The sequence below is a fragment of the Fructobacillus pseudoficulneus genome, from assembly GCF_900108455.1.
Classification (GTDB): Bacteria; Bacillota; Bacilli; order Lactobacillales; family Lactobacillaceae; genus Fructobacillus; species Fructobacillus pseudoficulneus.
Window position 1 is genome coordinate 12,092 of sequence record NZ_FNWS01000004.1, and the last position, 15,785, is coordinate 27,876.

Below are 15,785 nucleotides of genomic sequence, written 5' to 3' on the forward strand. Positions count from 1 at the left end.
GCAGCTTTTTTAGTTATTAACTTTGCTTAGCCGGAAAAAATTGTTGGCTAATCATTGTCACAATTCGATTATTCAAGACAAAGTACGTCAAAACGAATTGGATTGGGAAAAAGATTAATTGCTTAGGCAAGCGAGTTGCCAACATTGCATCAAAGACCTTCCAAGAATGGTGTGGTGAATACAAGATCATCATGGCACATGTGTTAACAATCAAGTTAACAATGAAGGTGATGAGCAAAACCGCTAGCAAAACCTTCCACCAAATGACTTGCTTATCAGCTGACCGTTGGTAGAAGAAACCACCGTAAATCAGCCCAGACATGGCGACACCAACCGCCATAAATGGTGACCAAGTAGCATTGGCAACGAAAAAAGTCACGTTGACAAAGTCCAGTAAGAGCATGACAATCATCGTCCAAATTGGTCCGTAAAACTTACCAATTAGCGATGAGGCCAAAAAGACAAAAGCAACCTTAATGGTTGGTGTTAGGTAAACCGAAAACTTACCAATCACCAAGCTCAAAGCCATCAAAACGGCCAAGAGTACCAATTGTTGCACTGAAAGTGGAGACAGTCCCCACTTCTTAAAAGCTGTGTGCTTGTTCATTGTATTGAACCTCCTAAAGGAGTGTTCACCTGGTGGTGAATGCGAAATTCGTACCGCACATAAATGTTTCGTCAGCAGCTCACATTCCGTTTCTGCCGCACTTAACGCACGAATTCCTACCCCGTATTTAATTTTTAGTCATTTTTTCGTCCTTATTAAACTCTAATTCAATAAAAACACGAACAAATGCCGATATCCATTATAACACGTTCGATTATTATCGGTGAGATTTTTTTCAAGATTTTATAAAAGAAAAAAGCCCGGCCAATAGCCGAACTTTTGCTTACATTTTCGCTTCTAGATGAACATCCGGATACTTATCCTTAAACCAATTCAAAGCAAATTGATTTTCAAACAAAAAGACGGGACGGTCGTAACGATCCTTGACTAGTAAGTTTCGTGAAGAAGCCATCTTTTCGTCTACCTGATCAGGATCAATCCAGCGAGCGACCTTTGAACCAATTGGTTCAAATTGGATTTCAACGTTATATTCATTTTCCATCCGGAACTTGAAAACTTCAAATTGTAGTTGACCAACCGCACCCAAGATGTACTCATTTGAATTCCAAGACTTATAAAGCTGAATTGTTCCTTCTTGAACCAGTTGGGTAATCCCCTTGTGGTAAGACTTTTGCTTCATAACATCCTTGGCAATCACCTTATTGAAAAATTCAGGCGTGAAGGTTGGCAAATCAGGGAAACGAACCTCTTTTTTACCGGAGAAAATGGTGTCCCCAATTTGGAAATTACCGGTATCATAAACCCCGATAATATCACCAGGAACAGCCCCCTGAACGTTTTCACGTTCCTCTGCCATAAACTGGGTCACATTAGCCAAGCGCAACTTCTTGCCCGTGCGTTCCAAAGTCACATCCATTCCACGCTCGAATGCTCCCGAAACAATCCGCACAAAGGCAATTCGGTCACGGTGACGAGGATCCATGTTTGCCTGAATTTTAAAGACGAAACCAGTAAATTGGCTTGAATCCGGTTCGATTACCTGGTCGTCAACCGTCTTCACCGGTGACGGCATCGGTGCGTATTGTAAGTACTCACGCAAGAATTCCGTCACCCCGAAGTTCGCCAAAGCAGAACCGAAGAAGACCGGTGTCAACTTACCAGTTGCAACTGCCTCTTCGTCAAATTCATTCCCGGCGTCTTCCAGCAATTCAATTTCATCCATTCCTTCTGCTCGAACTTCAGGATGATCGGCCGCATTCTTAAATGGAATCAATTCCTTTTCTTTCAAGTCATAGATTCCCTGCAAGATTTGACCAGAACCAATTGGCCAGTTCATTGGATAGGCCTGAATTCCTAGGATGCTTTCCAATTCATCCACCAAGTCCAATGGTGACCGAGCGTCACGGTCAATCTTGTTGAAGAAAGTGAAAACAGGAATACCGCGCTTGGAAACAATTTCAAAAAGTTTCTTTGTCTGGGGCTCAATTCCCTTGGCAGCATCAACCACCATCACAACCGAATCAACGGCCATCAAAGTCCGGTAGGTATCTTCTGAGAAATCTTCGTGACCCGGTGTATCCAAAATGTTAATGCGCTTGCCATCATAGTCAAACTGCAAAACAGATGACGTGACCGAGATTCCACGTTGCTGTTCGATGGCCATCCAATCGGAAGAAGCCATTTTCTTAGCGCCGCGACCCTTAACGGTTCCGGCTTCACGGATGACCCCACCATGCAAAAGCAACTGTTCAGTCAAAGTTGTCTTACCCGCATCGGGGTGGGAAATAATGGCGAATGTTCGCCGGTTTTTAAGTTCTTGTTCAAAGTTTTCCATAGCAAACTTATTCTACAGGAAAAAACCGCTCAAGGCTAGGCCCGCACCAGAATTTCTTCTGCTAACAGAGCCCGCCTTGAGCGGTTTAAACTTTTAACTTGTCATCGTCTAAAAATTAGCCATTTGAAAGAGTCAAAGCATTACTTTTGTTCTGCCTTATACTTTTCGGCTTCGGCAGGTGTTGCCAAGACAAAGTGTCCTGGTTCAACTTCCACCATTTGACGGTCTTGGCCGTCTTGTTCAAAGCTAGCATCATATGGTTTGATAACCCGCTTCTTTTCTGAAATTGGATCTGGCTCTGGCACAGCGGAAAGCAAGCTCTTTGTATAAGGATGTAATGGGTGGTTGTAAACTTCATCAGCCGTACCCAATTCCACCAGCTTTCCCCAGTGCATCACACCAATCCGATCAGAGATGTACTTAACCATCGCCAAATCGTGGGCGATAAAGAGATAAGTCAGATTGTTCTTTTTTTGCAAGTCTGCCAGCAAGTTAACCACCTGCGCCTGAACAGAAACGTCCAAGGCAGAGATTGGTTCATCGGCAATGATGAACTTTGGTTGAACAGCCAAGGCGCGAGCAATCCCAATTCGTTGCTTCTGTCCACCCGAAAATTCGTGCGGGTAACGAGAAGCGTGGTCCTTGTTCAAACCGACCATCTTCAACAATTCCAGAACTTTTGCAGCTCGTTCGTCATGTTTCTTGGTGAAACCGACTTGGTCCAACCCTTCACCAATGATGTTTTCCACTCGCAAACGTCCATTCAAAGAGGCCTGTGGGTCTTGGAAAATCATTTGTGCTTTCTTACGGAAACTTTGCAAATCCTTCTTCTTCAACTTACCAAGATCTTCGCCGTCAAACTTAATCGTTCCTGAATCTTGATCGTAAAGCTTTAGGATTGTTCGACCAATGGTGGTCTTTCCTGAACCTGACTCACCAACCAAACCAAAGGTTTCTCCTTCGTAAATATCAAAGGAAATGTTATCAATTGCCTTAGTGGCGTTGCTTTTTCCAGCATTAAAAGTCAAATCCAAATTGCTAATTTCAACTAACTTTTTTGCGTTTTCGTTTTGCATTAGCGGGCCCCCTCTTGCTGCAAGGTCTGCCAAAATGCTTGGCGTCGTTGGATTTCCAACGGTGGTTCAACCTTTGGTGCACGTTCATCTAGCAACCAAGTTGCAGCATAGTGTGTGTCTGAAACTTTGAATAATGGTGGTTGCTTTTCATGGTCAATCTCAAGTCCGTAAGGATTACGGTTGGCAAAAGCATCACCCTTTGGTGGGTAAAGCAAGTCCGGTGGTGTTCCGGGAATTGCCTGCAAAGTACCAGATTCCGTCTTGGTTGAAGGCATTGAACCTAGCAAACCCCAAGTGTATGGGTGCTGTGGGTTATAAAAGACTTCGTTAACGGTTCCGGTCTCAACAATCTTACCGGCATACATAACAGCCACTCGGTCAGCAATTCCAGCCACCACACCCAAATCGTGGGTGATAAAGATAATCGCTGTTCCGTTTTTTTCCTGCAAGTCCTTCAAAACACGCAAGATTTGCGCTTGGATAGTCACATCCAAAGCAGTTGTTGGTTCATCGGCAATCAAAACTTTTGGTTCAGCAGCCAAAGCAATTGCGATAACGGCACGTTGCCGCATTCCACCAGACCATTGGTGAGGATAATCATTGATGTGTTCTTCCGCTTCCGGAATCCCAACATCCTTCATCAATTGCAACGCCCTCTTCAAGGCGTCCGCCTTTTCCACCCCATGGTGCTTCATGATTGGTTCGGCAATCTGGTTACCGATTTTCATCGTTGGATCCAAAGAAGTCATTGGATCTTGGAAAACCATGGCTACTTCGGAACCACGGTAATCTTCCCATTCCTTTTCAGTCAACTTTGCTAGGTTCTTACCACCGTATAGAATTTGGCTGTTTTCGCCCAATTCGGCGTTTTCAGCGTTCAAACCAAGCAAGGTCTTGGTCGTTACTGACTTACCAGATCCTGATTCCCCAACGATTGCCAACGTTTCGCCAGCATTCAAATCAAAGTCGACACCACGAATGGCCTGAATTTTACCTGCATAGGTATTGAAGCTCACTTGGAGGTCTTTTACTTGTAAAATTGGTTCTACCATTTTGCGCTCCTTATTCATCAGCCATCTTTGGATCAAAGGCGTCACGCAAACCGTCTCCCAAAAGGATGAAGGCTAGTGATACCAAGACCAAAACAACAGATGGAATCAAAATTTGATATGGGTAGTACTGCAACATGTTCTGTCCATCGGTAATCAACGTTCCCAATGAGGCAGTTGGCGCCTTAACACCCAAGTTAATCGCTGACAAAACAGCTTCGAACATGATGGCAGCAGGAACAGTCATCATGATTTGAACAATAATTGTTCCAGACATGTTTGGTACCAAGTGCTTAACAGCAATCTTTGGTCCTGACTCACCCAGTGTTCGAGCAGCCAAAACGAAATCACGCTCCTTGTAAGTCAAGGTCAAATTTCGTACCTGACGGGCCATTCCGGTCCAACTTGTCAAGGCAATTGCCAAGATGATTGACCAGATGCTTGACCCAAACAACATCGCTAGCAATGTCACCACAACCAAATTAGGAATGGCAGAAATCACTTCGATAATTCGTTGCATGATGTTATCAAGCCAGCCACCAACCCAGCCAGAGATCAAACCATAACTAACCCCGATCAACAGATCGATTGCCGTTGCGGCAATCGCCACAAAGAGTGAAATTCGTAGACCAACCGTGACACGTTTGGCAACTGATCGACCAAGGTTATCCGTTCCCAAAATAAAGTTTTGGTCAACGTCATTCTTGGCGTATACATCAACTGATTCACTCGCACCAGGGGTCGTCGTGTTTCCATTCCAACCAGGGATTGGCAAACCAGACTTTGGTGGCAAGTTCTTATACTTAGCAGTATTGGTATCGAATTGGTTGGCAGAATTTTGACTGACAATTGGCAATGAAATCAAAGCATACAACATCACCAAAACCAAGAACACCAAACTGACAACGGCTAACTTATTTTTGCGCAAACGGTGCCAAACACTCTGCCATGTTGACAAAGTTGGCTTCACAATCGTTTCGCTGGCCGCTTTATCTTTAATCCCAACGAGGGAAAATTCATTTTGTACGTCTTCCATGTTTCTCCCCTTACTTCAATCGAACTCGTGGATCAACGATTGCGGTCAAGATATCCGTTATCAGGATGCAGACCATCAACATTGCTGCATAAACGATTGTTGTTCCCATGATAACTGGATAATCCTTGGTTGGAATTGATGAAACGAACTGCTGTCCAATTCCAGGAATTGAGAAAATGTTTTCGACCAAAGTCGACCCAGTCAACAGATTGGCCACCATTGGACCAATCAATGTCAAAATCGGAATCATTGAGTTTCGGTAAGCGTGCTTACGAATTAATTGGGTCCCATTCAACCCCTTCGCCCGGGCTAACTGAATATAATCAGAATGCAAAACATCAATCATTTCAGAACGGACAAATCGGGTTGTGGTTGCTGCCGGACCAACGGCCAAGGCCAAGGTCGGCAAAATTGTTTCTGAGAAGCTATCGCCCCAACCAGAAACTGGCAACCAGCCAAGGTTATAGCCAAAGACGTAGAGCAAGACGATGGCTAAAATAAAGGAAGGAACCGAAATTCCTAATGTTGAAATAATGCCAAGGAATCCATCAACTTTATTATTTTGGTTTTTAGCTGAGACAGCCCCAAACCAAAGTCCAAGTAAGATTCCAACGACTAATGCTTGCAACCCAAGTTGGGCCGAAACTGGTAGTCGTTGACCAATTAGCATGGTCACTGACTGGTTTTGGTATTGGAATGACGTTCCCATATCACCATGCAAAAGATTAACTAGGTAATCAAAGTATTGCACCATGACCGGCTTATCTAATCCGTACGTCTGATCCAATTGTGCAATTGCCGAAGCCGACAAGTGCGGGTTGTTATAAGGTGTTCCTGGCAAGATCTGCATTAAGAAGAATGTCGCCGTTACGACAATCCACAATGTAACCAGCAGGAATAACACTCGCTTTAAAATGTATTTGGCCATTTTAATGACTCTCCTAGTGCGATGACAAAGTTCTGTTCGTTTAGTTCAAAGTAAATTAGGTGTGTTTTTTAGAAAGACACCATTCATACCAAAGGCAGGTCACCTTTGGATTTCATCCTTAATCGTTCTTGGACGCCTCTCTCAATGACCTGCCTAGTGTATTCAAATTGAATAATTATTAAATTACCTTACTTACGGTATGCCCGAGTCAAGTCTAATGGCAAACCAGCAGGGTTCGTCACAACGCCCTTAACGTTTGAACGTTGCAAGAAGCCACCCTTCCATGAGTAAAGTGGGTTGATGTTAGCTGAATCCATCAAAGCCTTTTCAGCTGCCTTCCAGTCAGCGTCACGAGCAGATGGGTTGTTAGCATCAGTACTTTCAGCCTTCGTTACGGCATCGATATAAGTTTGGTTCTTGAATTGACCATCGTTCATACCTGTGTCAGTTGCCTTAAACATGTCGTAGAAGGTTGAACCATCAGGGTAATCACCGTTCCAGTTCATTACCAAGATATCGAAGTCACCGTTTGCACCATCTTGGATACGTTGCTTGAATGGCACGATCTTTTCAGTAACTGAAATCTGATCACCGAATGTTGATTCGTATGCTTGCTTCAAGTAATCAGCCGTGTTCTTAGCGATTGGGCTATCAGCATCCGTTTCAAGGGTAACGTTCATCTTACCCTTGTTAACTTCCTTGATACCTTCAGCAAAGAGTTGCTTTGCCTTGTCCTTGTCGTAAGTGTAACCAGGAGCTACATAAGTTGACAAGTCTTGACCGTTAGAAGCCTTAACCAAGTTGTTTGAAACCAAACTCTTAGCGGCATCACGTGATCCACCAGTTGCTTGTGAAGCCAAGTCCTTACGGTTTGTAGCCAAGTTCAAAGCTTGACGAATCTTTTCGTTTTGTAGGTATGGGTTCTTAGCTTGGTTGTACTCCAAGTATGTTGATGAAGCAACCGCAGTTGTCACAGCATCCTTGTTGTTCTTGTTAGCTGAGTACATTTCAGGTGAGTTCGTGATTGCGGCACGGTCCAACTTACCTTGCTTGTACAACTTAATAGCAGTTTCTGGGTTCTTGATAACTTGCCAGTTGATTGTCTTAGTCTTGACGTTCTTAGCATCCCAGTAGTTATCGTTCTTAACCATCTTGAACTTGCTGTTAGTTCCGTTCCAACCTTCGAACTTGTAAGCTCCTGAGTAAATCTGAGTTGCGGCAGTTGTACCGTACTTAGATCCCTTTTCCTTCACGAATGATTCCTTTTGTGGCGTGAATTGAGCAAAACTCAACAAGTACTTAAATTGTGGCATTGGTCGTTCCAAAGTGAAAGTCAATGTATCGCCATCGGCCTTAACACCCAAATCAGAAACTGGCTTCTTACCAGCCACGATATCATCAGCGTTCTTCACACCTGAAGTCAAGTATGAGTACTGTGATGCTGTCTTTGGATCAACAATTCGCTGCCATGAATAGACAAAGTCCTTAGCAGTCAAAGCTGAACCATCTGACCACTTCAAACCTGAGCGCAACTTAACTGTATAAGTCAAACCGTCTGAAGAAACGCTGTATGACTTTGCCAAGTCTGGAACAACGTCCCCTTTAGCGTTTGTCCGCAACAAGTTTGCTTCAGTATTACCAAGAATGGTATCTGAATATTGATCAGTTGCCTTAGACATGTCCAAAGTCTGAATATCAGTTGCCAAACCGTAGTTCAACGTTGATTTATCATCTGCGGGGCTAGTTCCCCACCAGCCAGCGGCGCGGGATCCCCCGGCCACGGCTAGAACAACGACTGCTGCTGCAGTCCATTTCTGCCACTGTTTCATCGTGCGTCCTCCTCGTATCCAACTTAATGTTTGTTTAATCTTATCAGAGAAAAACATCATTTTCAAATATTTTTTTAATAAAAATGATTACATTGTTATTTCATAGGTAATTTTCTCTCTTAGAATGCTCATTTCAATAGGTTGTGACAACTTACCTGACAAATAAAAAGAGCTTATTTTCTTAACAAAATAAGCTCTTTTATCATATTTATTCAGTTTTCTATCATACTATTCTGGATTTTCTTTATAAGAAAGTGCCGCAACATTTAATGTTTGATCTGCTAAGTCCTTAGTAAAGGACACTTCGTGAGAAACGATAATGGCATTGCCCGGAAAGGCCTTAATTGCCTTATACAAAGCTTGCTTCGTTTCTTCATCCAAATGGTTCGTCGGTTCATCCAGGATTAAAAAGTTTGATGGCTTCATTTCCATGATGGCCAACTTTACCTTTGTCTGTTCCCCTCCAGAAAGCTGGAATAAGGGTTTTTGTGCGTTTTCAGCGTTGATTCCTGCGCCAGCGAGACGTTGCCGCAATTCTTTTGGCATAATCGTCGGGAACAAATCCTGCATTGCTTGCAAAGGCGTTTGCTGGTCATTGTCCCAGGCCAAATCCTGGTCAAAATAATTCACCACAGCGGATGGTGAAAACTCAACCTGCCCACCCAAAGATGGAATTTCGCCCAAAATCGACTTAATCAAAGTTGACTTTCCGGCACCGTTAAAACCAGCAAAGACAATTTTCTTCTCAGTCGTTAACGAAAATGAGACAGGTTCCAGGATGGCCTGTTCATAACCAACGGACAAGTCTGTCACCGTCAAGGCAGCGGCCGACTGCGAGTTAACATAAGGGAAGTCAAACTTAGCCTTCAAGTTTTCTGAAGGCGGATCAACCTTATCCATCCGGGCCAGCATCTTTTCACGAGACTTGGCCTGCTTTGAGGTTGACGCCCGTGCCTTGTTCTTAGCAATAAACTTTTCAGCCTTGGCAATTTCGACTTGCTGCTTTTCGTATTGCCGCATTTGCTGTTCAGAACGTTCTTCCTTTTGCCGCATTGCCTTTTGGAATGACCCACGATACTTAGTAATCTTTCCAAAGGAAACATCAGCAATCGCGTTAGTCACCTTATCAAGGAAGTCAAAGTCGTGGGAAATAATCATGGCAGCGCCTTCAAAGCTCTGCAAGAACCCTTCCAACCATTCGATGTGTGAGACATCCAAATAGTTGGTCGGCTCATCCAAGATAATGACGTCGTCGTTTTCAAGCAACAGCTTAGCCAAAATAACCTTAGCTCGTTGACCACCGGACATGTGTTCCAGTTCTCGGTCACGACCAATCGCTTCCAAACCAAGCCCAGAAATCACCCGTTCGATTTCAGTATCAACGTCGTAAAAACCAGCCGCATCAAGTTCCTCTTGCAAACGACCCGCCCGCTCCAGTAACTTATCATCAGCAGTGGCGGCGTACTGCTCATAAAGCTCAGTTGCCCGGTCTTGCTTATCGTATAAGTCTTGGTAAGCGGTGTGGAGGAAGTCAACTAAAGTCATCCCCTCTGGAATTTCCGCATACTGGTCCAAATAACCAATTTTCAGGTTTTTGGCCCAATCAATTCGACCTGATAAGGGCAGAATTTGCCCCGTTAAAATGCGAATCAATGTTGACTTACCGGCACCGTTTTGGCCGACAATCCCCATGTGCTCGCCAGCTTGAAGTTCCAAGTCAGCGTCTTCATATAATGTTTTTTCTGCGTAGGCCATTGACAGCCCACTTACTTCTAATAATGCCATAGGGTTAAGTTTACCATATTTCAGACGGCTAAGCATGGCTAAGGGCAAGGATTTGTTCTATACTAGTAAAAGCAATTTAATCCTAATCATCAGTCAATTCACTACCCGATTGATTCGGCTCGGAGAAACAAATGAAAGCACGTAAATTAAATCATAAAGAAATTCCAGCCACCGACCCTAACCGCGCCTTTCGCTTCTGGCGCGACGTCTTTGACTTACCACAAACCGGTCAGCAAACGGACCGAATTTTAGTTGTCGACCATGAAGATTTAACCTTCGTGACGGGAGAACCCCGAGCCGATTTTGAGCTACTGGTCAGAGACCATCTGCCTGAGCTTAGGCAGCATTTAGCAAACAACTTTGTTGCCATTGAGCAAGAAGAAGTTCGCTTTGGTAATAAGGTCGCCGTGACTGTCCATGATTCCGAGGGAAATACGGTTGTGATTGAAGCCAACGCTTAATTTCGACTAGGAAAAATTTCCAACTAAAAGCTAATTTTTTCTGCAAAAAAGCTTGCCGTTCCACCACAGGCATGATATACTATTTTTTGTTGTTTAAGACAACTCCATGGTTAGTTAGCTCAGTTGGTAGAGCAACGGACTCTTAATCCGTGGGTCCAGGGTTCGAGCCCCTGACTGACCACTAATAACCCTCACGTCATGACGTGAGGGTTTTCTTTTGTTTAAAAACGAAGAACAGGCAGGCCCAAAGACCTGTCTGTTTTTTTGTTTAGAATATTTCACTTGCTTTTTTCAATTCCTCACCTATAATTAGATTAACTATAGATTAAAATTTACTAATTAAAATCATCTAACCGCTATTAAAAACAATTTCTTGTGAGGACTTTTATGTTAACAACGTTCAAAAATAAAGCAATGCAAGGACTTGCTTTTAGCACTCTATTTGAAGTAATTGGGATTAGTTTTTTCAACATCATTCTTCTTCTCCTTGCTAAAAGCAGTCCTACACCCACTTTATGAGTCACCATCGTTTCCATTGTCACGGTGTTACCAGGATTTGCTGGCATGTTCTTAGGAAAGGTCGCCAGTGCCATCGACAAAAAAGGGCGCTGGATTATTTCATTAACCTTTTTGCAAAGTTTGTTCTTCATCCTATTGGCAATTCTTTTTCGGCGAAACCAGACCTTTATTGGTTTTGCTATCCTGATGAACCTAATTTCTAATTTAACTGGCAATGTCATTGGTCTGATGAAACTGCCAATTATCCAACAAAAAGTTGAAGAGAAGAATCGTCGCCAGGCTTTGGGGATTTATCAAAGCATTCCAACTTTCATTGAACCAATTGGACAGGCATTAGGTGTCACTTATATCTCCATGACACACAACTACGTTGCTGGTAGTTTGATTAACGCGGGCACATTTTTTATTTCCGCTTGCCTCTTATTTATTTATCGTCAAAATTTTAACGTCAACGAGGCAGAACAGCAGTCGGAACCAACGGCTAAGTCCACTGAAAAAGTCCGAATCATCGATGGTCTTCGTCTTTTTGGGAAAGTCACACACTTACCAACCGTTCATGTTGTTTCTGCGACCATTTTAGTCAATGCCTTGGGCTCATCAATTGACGGGATTCTAACCCTTTATGTTTTAGGCCATCCCTATGTCAGCCCTTTTAACTTTGGCTTCACAATTTTATTAATCAACCTTACATTTGTTTTGGGTAATGTCTTAGGATCTGTTTTGGTGAACGACCCACTAAAGCATGTTGATTTCAAAGGTATGATTTCACTAACAGCCACCTGCTTACTGCTACTCTACTTAGTGTTATTCTTCAACCTGGGATTGTTTTGGATTCTATTCATATCCTTTTCAGCTACCTATTTAACTGGAAAACTAAACCCACAGTTAAGTGCACTGATGATGGCGAATACTGATGCGAAAACCATTAGTTCCGTGATGGGTATTTTAACAACCGTCGTCATGGTTGCCGCACCAATTGGTAGTGTCCTATTTGTTGGTGGCTACTCCATTATTGGTAAAAACAATACAATGCGCGTTTGCGCAGTAATTGCTGCAGCAATTATTTTGCTCTTACAATCAATTCCATTCTTTCAAGAACCGGAATCCTAATCAAAAGAAAAAACGCCTTGAAATTTATTCAAGGCGTTTTCTTTATGCTTGTCGATAAACGTAGTAGGCTAAGCTACCACCATTTTCTTTGGCAGTGTAGTCATAGGCTGCATCGTAATTCCATTCCTTAACGGCTGTACCAGTTTGTCCACCAGTAGCGTAGTTAACAGAAATAGCACGAGCATTTGGATCATTTGAAACAATCACTTGAACGTGACCAGCTGACCCACCAGATGCACCACGTTGTCCCCAGATAACGATATCGCCACGCTGAGCATTCCAAGGTGTGTTGGTTGAAATCAACTGATAACCATTCTGTTGCAAGTAACCGTGCAAAGAATCAGTATTGTACAAATAGGCCGGCTTAGATGCCCCTGCTTCATACAAGGCTTCAGTCATCGCACCAGAACAGTCCGCCGTTCCATCAGAACCGTTTCGTGATCCAGTCATTGAGTTTGCGAAGCCAAATCAGCACTTTGTGAACCAGCCACTTGTTGGTTCGTGTTCACGTTTTGGCTAGCCGCACGGGTCACCACTTTACGGCTTTGAACTGCAGACTGTGCCCATTGCGTGGCACTCGTTGAACGAGTTGCCCCAACATTCATCTTAACTTGAGAGGCAGCAGCCTGTGAATTTGCCACTGACAAAGATTGACTATCAGCCACTGATTGTGAAGCTAGGGCTGCCGCTGATTGGCTCGCTGCTTGGCTGCTTGGGGCCGTTGAACCAACCTGCCCATTGACAGCGGCCTGAGAATTTTGACTTTGGTCAGCTGCTACTGGTCTTGGTCGGTAGTTGGCGTACCCTTTTGCATCGTAATCAAATCAGGTTGGCCGCTTGGCGTCTGGTTGGATTGCACGTCGCTTTGAGTTGACAGCAAAACACCAGTATCCTTCAATGTTTGGATTACCTGTGCCTGCTTCCCTAATTGATAACCAGTAATCAACAAACCGGTATCATCATGCAAACCTAATTGTTGGGCAGCTTCATCGGTGCTAACACCATAAGCTTCAGCAATCACGTCCAGGGTATCACCCCACTGCACTGAATAGTTTTTAATACTTTGGCCGTGGCCTTGCTGTTGAATCTCTGCTTTCACTTGGTCAACAGAGTTCGCTTGCCACTGCTTATTTTGATCACTTTGCGTCGTTGACTGATCCTGAACCTGGTCAGCACTTGCCGACAAGTTCGTGTTCAATACTGCCGCACCAAACACCGCACCAGTTGCCGCCAAGGTGGTTGCCCCGGCGGTAAACATCAGTCGCTTACCAGCGGCCGTGTTTTGCTTCTTTTCCGTCATGGTCTTTACCTCCATTATTCCTGGTTCCTTAGCCTTATACTAACTGATTATCGCCTTCATTACAGTGCTTTTACTTTGATTTTAAACATTACTTAACTTTCTTTAGAAAATAGGAAAGTGTATTAAAACACATAATTTGTCATTTTTATGATGAATATGCCAAGAAAATGGTCAATTGTGCCATTTGCCCACGTCTTTAATCTCGTAAGTCGCTTTTGTCTGGATACTAAGAGAAAAACGAATTGTGAGAAACCGCTATGACAATTTTCAAATTAGAGCCAACCTTTCACCAGCGACTTTGGGCCGGAACAACCCTAACCAACTTCATCGACCTCCCGAAGAATCTTCACCAAATCGGCGAAGTCTGGTTAGCCTCTGCTCACCCTCACGGTGAAAGTTTTGCCATTTCATTAAAACAAACTGAACAAGCATTCTTCCGGCAGCCCCTCTCCCAACTATGGCAGCACCACCAAGGCTTATTTCAGCCTGCAGAAACTACCAGCCGGCCATTTCCACTTTTAATTAAACTGCTGTCAACTGCACAAAATCTCTCTGTACAGGTGCATCCGACGCAAGCCAAGAGCCCCGAAGCCCTTGGTAAAACCGAAGCTTGGTACATTTTAGCCGCGGAACCCGATAGCGAAATCTTTCTCGGCCATCACCATTTAACCAAAGCCCAATTAGAACAAGCTGCCCGCAGCCAAAATTGGTCACGGGTGCTCACCACCATTCCTGTTCAAGCTGGTGATTTTTTCTTCTTACCTGCCGGCACTATCCACTCCTTAGGTGCGTATCACCGCCTTGGAAATCCAAGAAAGTGCTGACACGACTTACCGCTTGTTTGACTTCAATCGAATCGATCCAGTCACGCAAAACAAGCGCGACCTTCAAGTGCAACAAGGCATTGATGCCATTACCTTGACACAGGGTCAACAGCAACTCAATCAAAAACAAGAATTAATCGAACAAGCCGTGGTGAAAACTCTTGTTGATCAGCCACCTTTTACACTTAATCACTGGTCTGTCCGTGGCAAAAGTCGCCTTACTTGCCGACAACCATTCACATTGTTAGTAGCAGTCGCTGGCGAGATTGATTTGAATTTTAATGGGCAACGATTAACTTTGACTGCCGGTACCACCTTACTATTAACGCCAGAAAATGACTATTACTACTTAAGCGGCCACGGTGAATTCTTTCTCGCTTGGCCACATTCATAAAAAGGAGCGTGCATGAAGCACGCTCTTTTTAATCAATATTCATTGAGGAAGAATGGCCGGGGCCCCCCTGGCCGGGGTCAATCGCAGCAATCGCCGCATTAACCGCTGCAGGCGCCTGGCCAAAGCCGGTCGCAATCAAATCAGCATGACCTGGATAAGAAGAGACATCCCCAATCGCAAATAACCTGTCTTGTTTGGTCTTAATATGGTCTTCCACCACAATTCCCTGAGCATCCCAGTCCAAATCAACTTGCCAACCCATATCGGCTTGTCCCTTGGTCAAAAAGCCATACTGGACCAGGAGCTGGTCAACTAGCAGGTCTTCAACCTGGCTTTTATCTTTAACGTGTTCTAATGTTAACCGCAGCTGTTGGTCCTCTTGCAAAACTGCTTTAGCGACCTTTAAGGGCGTCTTTTTAATAACATCCGTCTTTTCAAGACCGAGCACCGCCTGTTCTAAGGCCCGGAACTGGTTGCGTCGATGAATCAAATACGTCTCAGCAGCAATGCCATCAAGTTGCGTGGCCAAGTCAACTGCCGCATCACCACCACCAAGGACGGCGACCTTTTTCCCCCGATAAATCGATAAGTCAGGCGCAAAATAAGATAGTCCACGACCTTCTAGCTCTTTTTCGTTTTCAATTTGCAGGCGCCGGGGCTCAAAGGCCCCTTTTCCGGTTGCTAAAATGACCGACCGCCCCTGATAAAGAGCTTCACCCTCATTAACGGTTAATTGCCATTGATCATTTTGCCAAGCAATGTCGCTCACCTTTGCTTCGGTACGAACATCAACGGGGAATTTGCTTAGTTGTTCTTGTAATTGTTCGACTAATCCACGACCAGAAATCCCCGGCACTCCGGCTACATCCCAAATTTTCTTATCTGGGTAGAGCGTCTGAATTTGCCCCCCTAAATCCGTTAACGCTTCTAATAAAAGAACCCGCATATTGCGCAAAGAAGCATAAAAAGCGGCAAACATGCCAGCAGGACCACCGCCTACAATAATAATGTCGTACGTTTTTTCCATTTTATCCGTCTTTCTTCGTGTTTTTCGATTATTTTTTGTTATAAT

Annotated in this window: 16 protein-coding genes, 1 tRNA gene and 1 riboswitch; of the genes, 5 read left to right on the forward strand and 12 right to left on the reverse strand. The window is 44.0% G+C overall.

What is annotated here, in order from left to right; translation table 11 throughout:
• Positions 1–16 precede the first annotated feature (16 nt).
• From BLW39_RS04385 to BLW39_RS04420, 8 genes are all read right to left on the reverse strand, one after another.
• A complete protein-coding gene (locus BLW39_RS04385) occupies positions 17–607 on the reverse strand; it encodes a folate family ECF transporter S component (protein ID WP_059378651.1) in 591 nt (196 codons plus the stop codon).
• Between the two features lie 31 nt (positions 608–638).
• Positions 639–733: riboswitch (THF riboswitch) on the reverse strand.
• Positions 734–890: 157 nt separating this feature from the next.
• A complete protein-coding gene (locus BLW39_RS04390) occupies positions 891–2,402 on the reverse strand; it encodes a peptide chain release factor 3 (RefSeq protein WP_059378654.1) in 1,512 nt (503 codons plus the stop codon).
• Between the two features lie 140 nt (positions 2,403–2,542).
• On the reverse strand, positions 2,543–3,478 hold the full coding sequence (locus BLW39_RS04395) for an ABC transporter ATP-binding protein (RefSeq protein WP_059378656.1): 936 nt from the start codon (positions 3,476–3,478) through the stop codon (positions 2,543–2,545).
• Entirely contained in the window at positions 3,478–4,530 is a 1,053-nt protein-coding gene (locus BLW39_RS04400) for an ABC transporter ATP-binding protein (protein ID WP_059378660.1), read from the reverse strand. The genes BLW39_RS04395 and BLW39_RS04400 overlap by 1 nt, the downstream gene beginning before the upstream one ends.
• 10 nt (positions 4,531–4,540) lie before the next feature.
• Positions 4,541–5,563, reverse strand: a complete 1,023-nt coding sequence (locus BLW39_RS04405) for an ABC transporter permease (RefSeq protein WP_059378666.1) — start codon at positions 5,561–5,563, stop codon at positions 4,541–4,543.
• Positions 5,564–5,573: 10 nt separating this feature from the next.
• The gene (locus tag BLW39_RS04410) at positions 5,574–6,491 is read right to left on the reverse strand and encodes an ABC transporter permease (protein ID WP_059378670.1); all 918 of its coding nucleotides are present in this window, start codon (positions 6,489–6,491) and stop codon (positions 5,574–5,576) included.
• A gap of 188 nt (positions 6,492–6,679) precedes the next feature.
• Positions 6,680–8,320, reverse strand: coding sequence for a peptide ABC transporter substrate-binding protein (locus BLW39_RS04415; protein ID WP_059378674.1), 1,641 nt, complete (start codon positions 8,318–8,320; stop codon positions 6,680–6,682).
• Positions 8,321–8,548: 228 nt separating this feature from the next.
• Positions 8,549–10,105: an ABC-F family ATP-binding cassette domain-containing protein gene (locus BLW39_RS04420; RefSeq protein ID WP_059378679.1), complete on the reverse strand. Its 1,557-nt coding sequence runs from the start codon at positions 10,103–10,105 to the stop codon at positions 8,549–8,551.
• Positions 10,106–10,236: 131 nt separating this feature from the next.
• On the opposite strand from BLW39_RS04420, the gene BLW39_RS04425 reads away from it, so the two are divergent.
• The 3 genes from BLW39_RS04425 (at position 10,237) to BLW39_RS04435 (ending at position 12,195) form a co-directional block, all read left to right on the forward strand.
• The gene (locus BLW39_RS04425) at positions 10,237–10,566 is read left to right on the forward strand and encodes a VOC family protein (protein ID WP_059378682.1); all 330 of its coding nucleotides are present in this window, start codon (positions 10,237–10,239) and stop codon (positions 10,564–10,566) included.
• A gap of 108 nt (positions 10,567–10,674) precedes the next feature.
• Positions 10,675–10,747: transfer RNA gene (locus BLW39_RS04430), tRNA-Lys, on the forward strand.
• Between the two features lie 353 nt (positions 10,748–11,100).
• Positions 11,101–12,195, forward strand: a complete 1,095-nt coding sequence (locus tag BLW39_RS04435) for an MFS transporter (RefSeq protein ID WP_275936414.1) — start codon at positions 11,101–11,103, stop codon at positions 12,193–12,195.
• Positions 12,196–12,237: 42 nt separating this feature from the next.
• Here BLW39_RS04435 and BLW39_RS04440 read toward each other — a convergent pair whose 3' ends face one another.
• From BLW39_RS04440 to BLW39_RS04450, 3 genes are all read right to left on the reverse strand, one after another.
• Entirely contained in the window at positions 12,238–12,645 is a 408-nt protein-coding gene (locus BLW39_RS04440) for a peptidoglycan amidohydrolase family protein (protein WP_059378686.1), read from the reverse strand.
• Positions 12,642–12,860: a hypothetical protein gene (locus BLW39_RS04445; RefSeq protein ID WP_059378687.1), complete on the reverse strand. Its 219-nt coding sequence runs from the start codon at positions 12,858–12,860 to the stop codon at positions 12,642–12,644. Before BLW39_RS04445 ends, BLW39_RS04440 begins: the two co-directional genes overlap by 4 nt.
• Positions 12,861–12,970: 110 nt before the next feature.
• Positions 12,971–13,495: a LysM peptidoglycan-binding domain-containing protein gene (locus BLW39_RS04450; protein ID WP_059378689.1), complete on the reverse strand. Its 525-nt coding sequence runs from the start codon at positions 13,493–13,495 to the stop codon at positions 12,971–12,973.
• Positions 13,496–13,752: 257 nt separating this feature from the next.
• On the opposite strand from BLW39_RS04450, the gene BLW39_RS04455 reads away from it, so the two are divergent.
• On the forward strand, positions 13,753–14,319 hold the full coding sequence (locus tag BLW39_RS04455; protein WP_059378691.1) for a type I phosphomannose isomerase catalytic subunit: 567 nt from the start codon (positions 13,753–13,755) through the stop codon (positions 14,317–14,319).
• On the forward strand, positions 14,297–14,713 hold the full coding sequence (locus BLW39_RS04460; RefSeq protein WP_059378693.1) for a hypothetical protein: 417 nt from the start codon (positions 14,297–14,299) through the stop codon (positions 14,711–14,713). Before BLW39_RS04455 ends, BLW39_RS04460 begins: the two co-directional genes overlap by 23 nt.
• Positions 14,714–14,741: 28 nt before the next feature.
• Here BLW39_RS04460 and BLW39_RS04465 read toward each other — a convergent pair whose 3' ends face one another.
• On the reverse strand, positions 14,742–15,740 hold the full coding sequence (locus tag BLW39_RS04465) for an NAD(P)/FAD-dependent oxidoreductase (protein WP_059378695.1): 999 nt from the start codon (positions 15,738–15,740) through the stop codon (positions 14,742–14,744).
• Between the last annotated feature and the right edge of the window lie 45 nt (positions 15,741–15,785).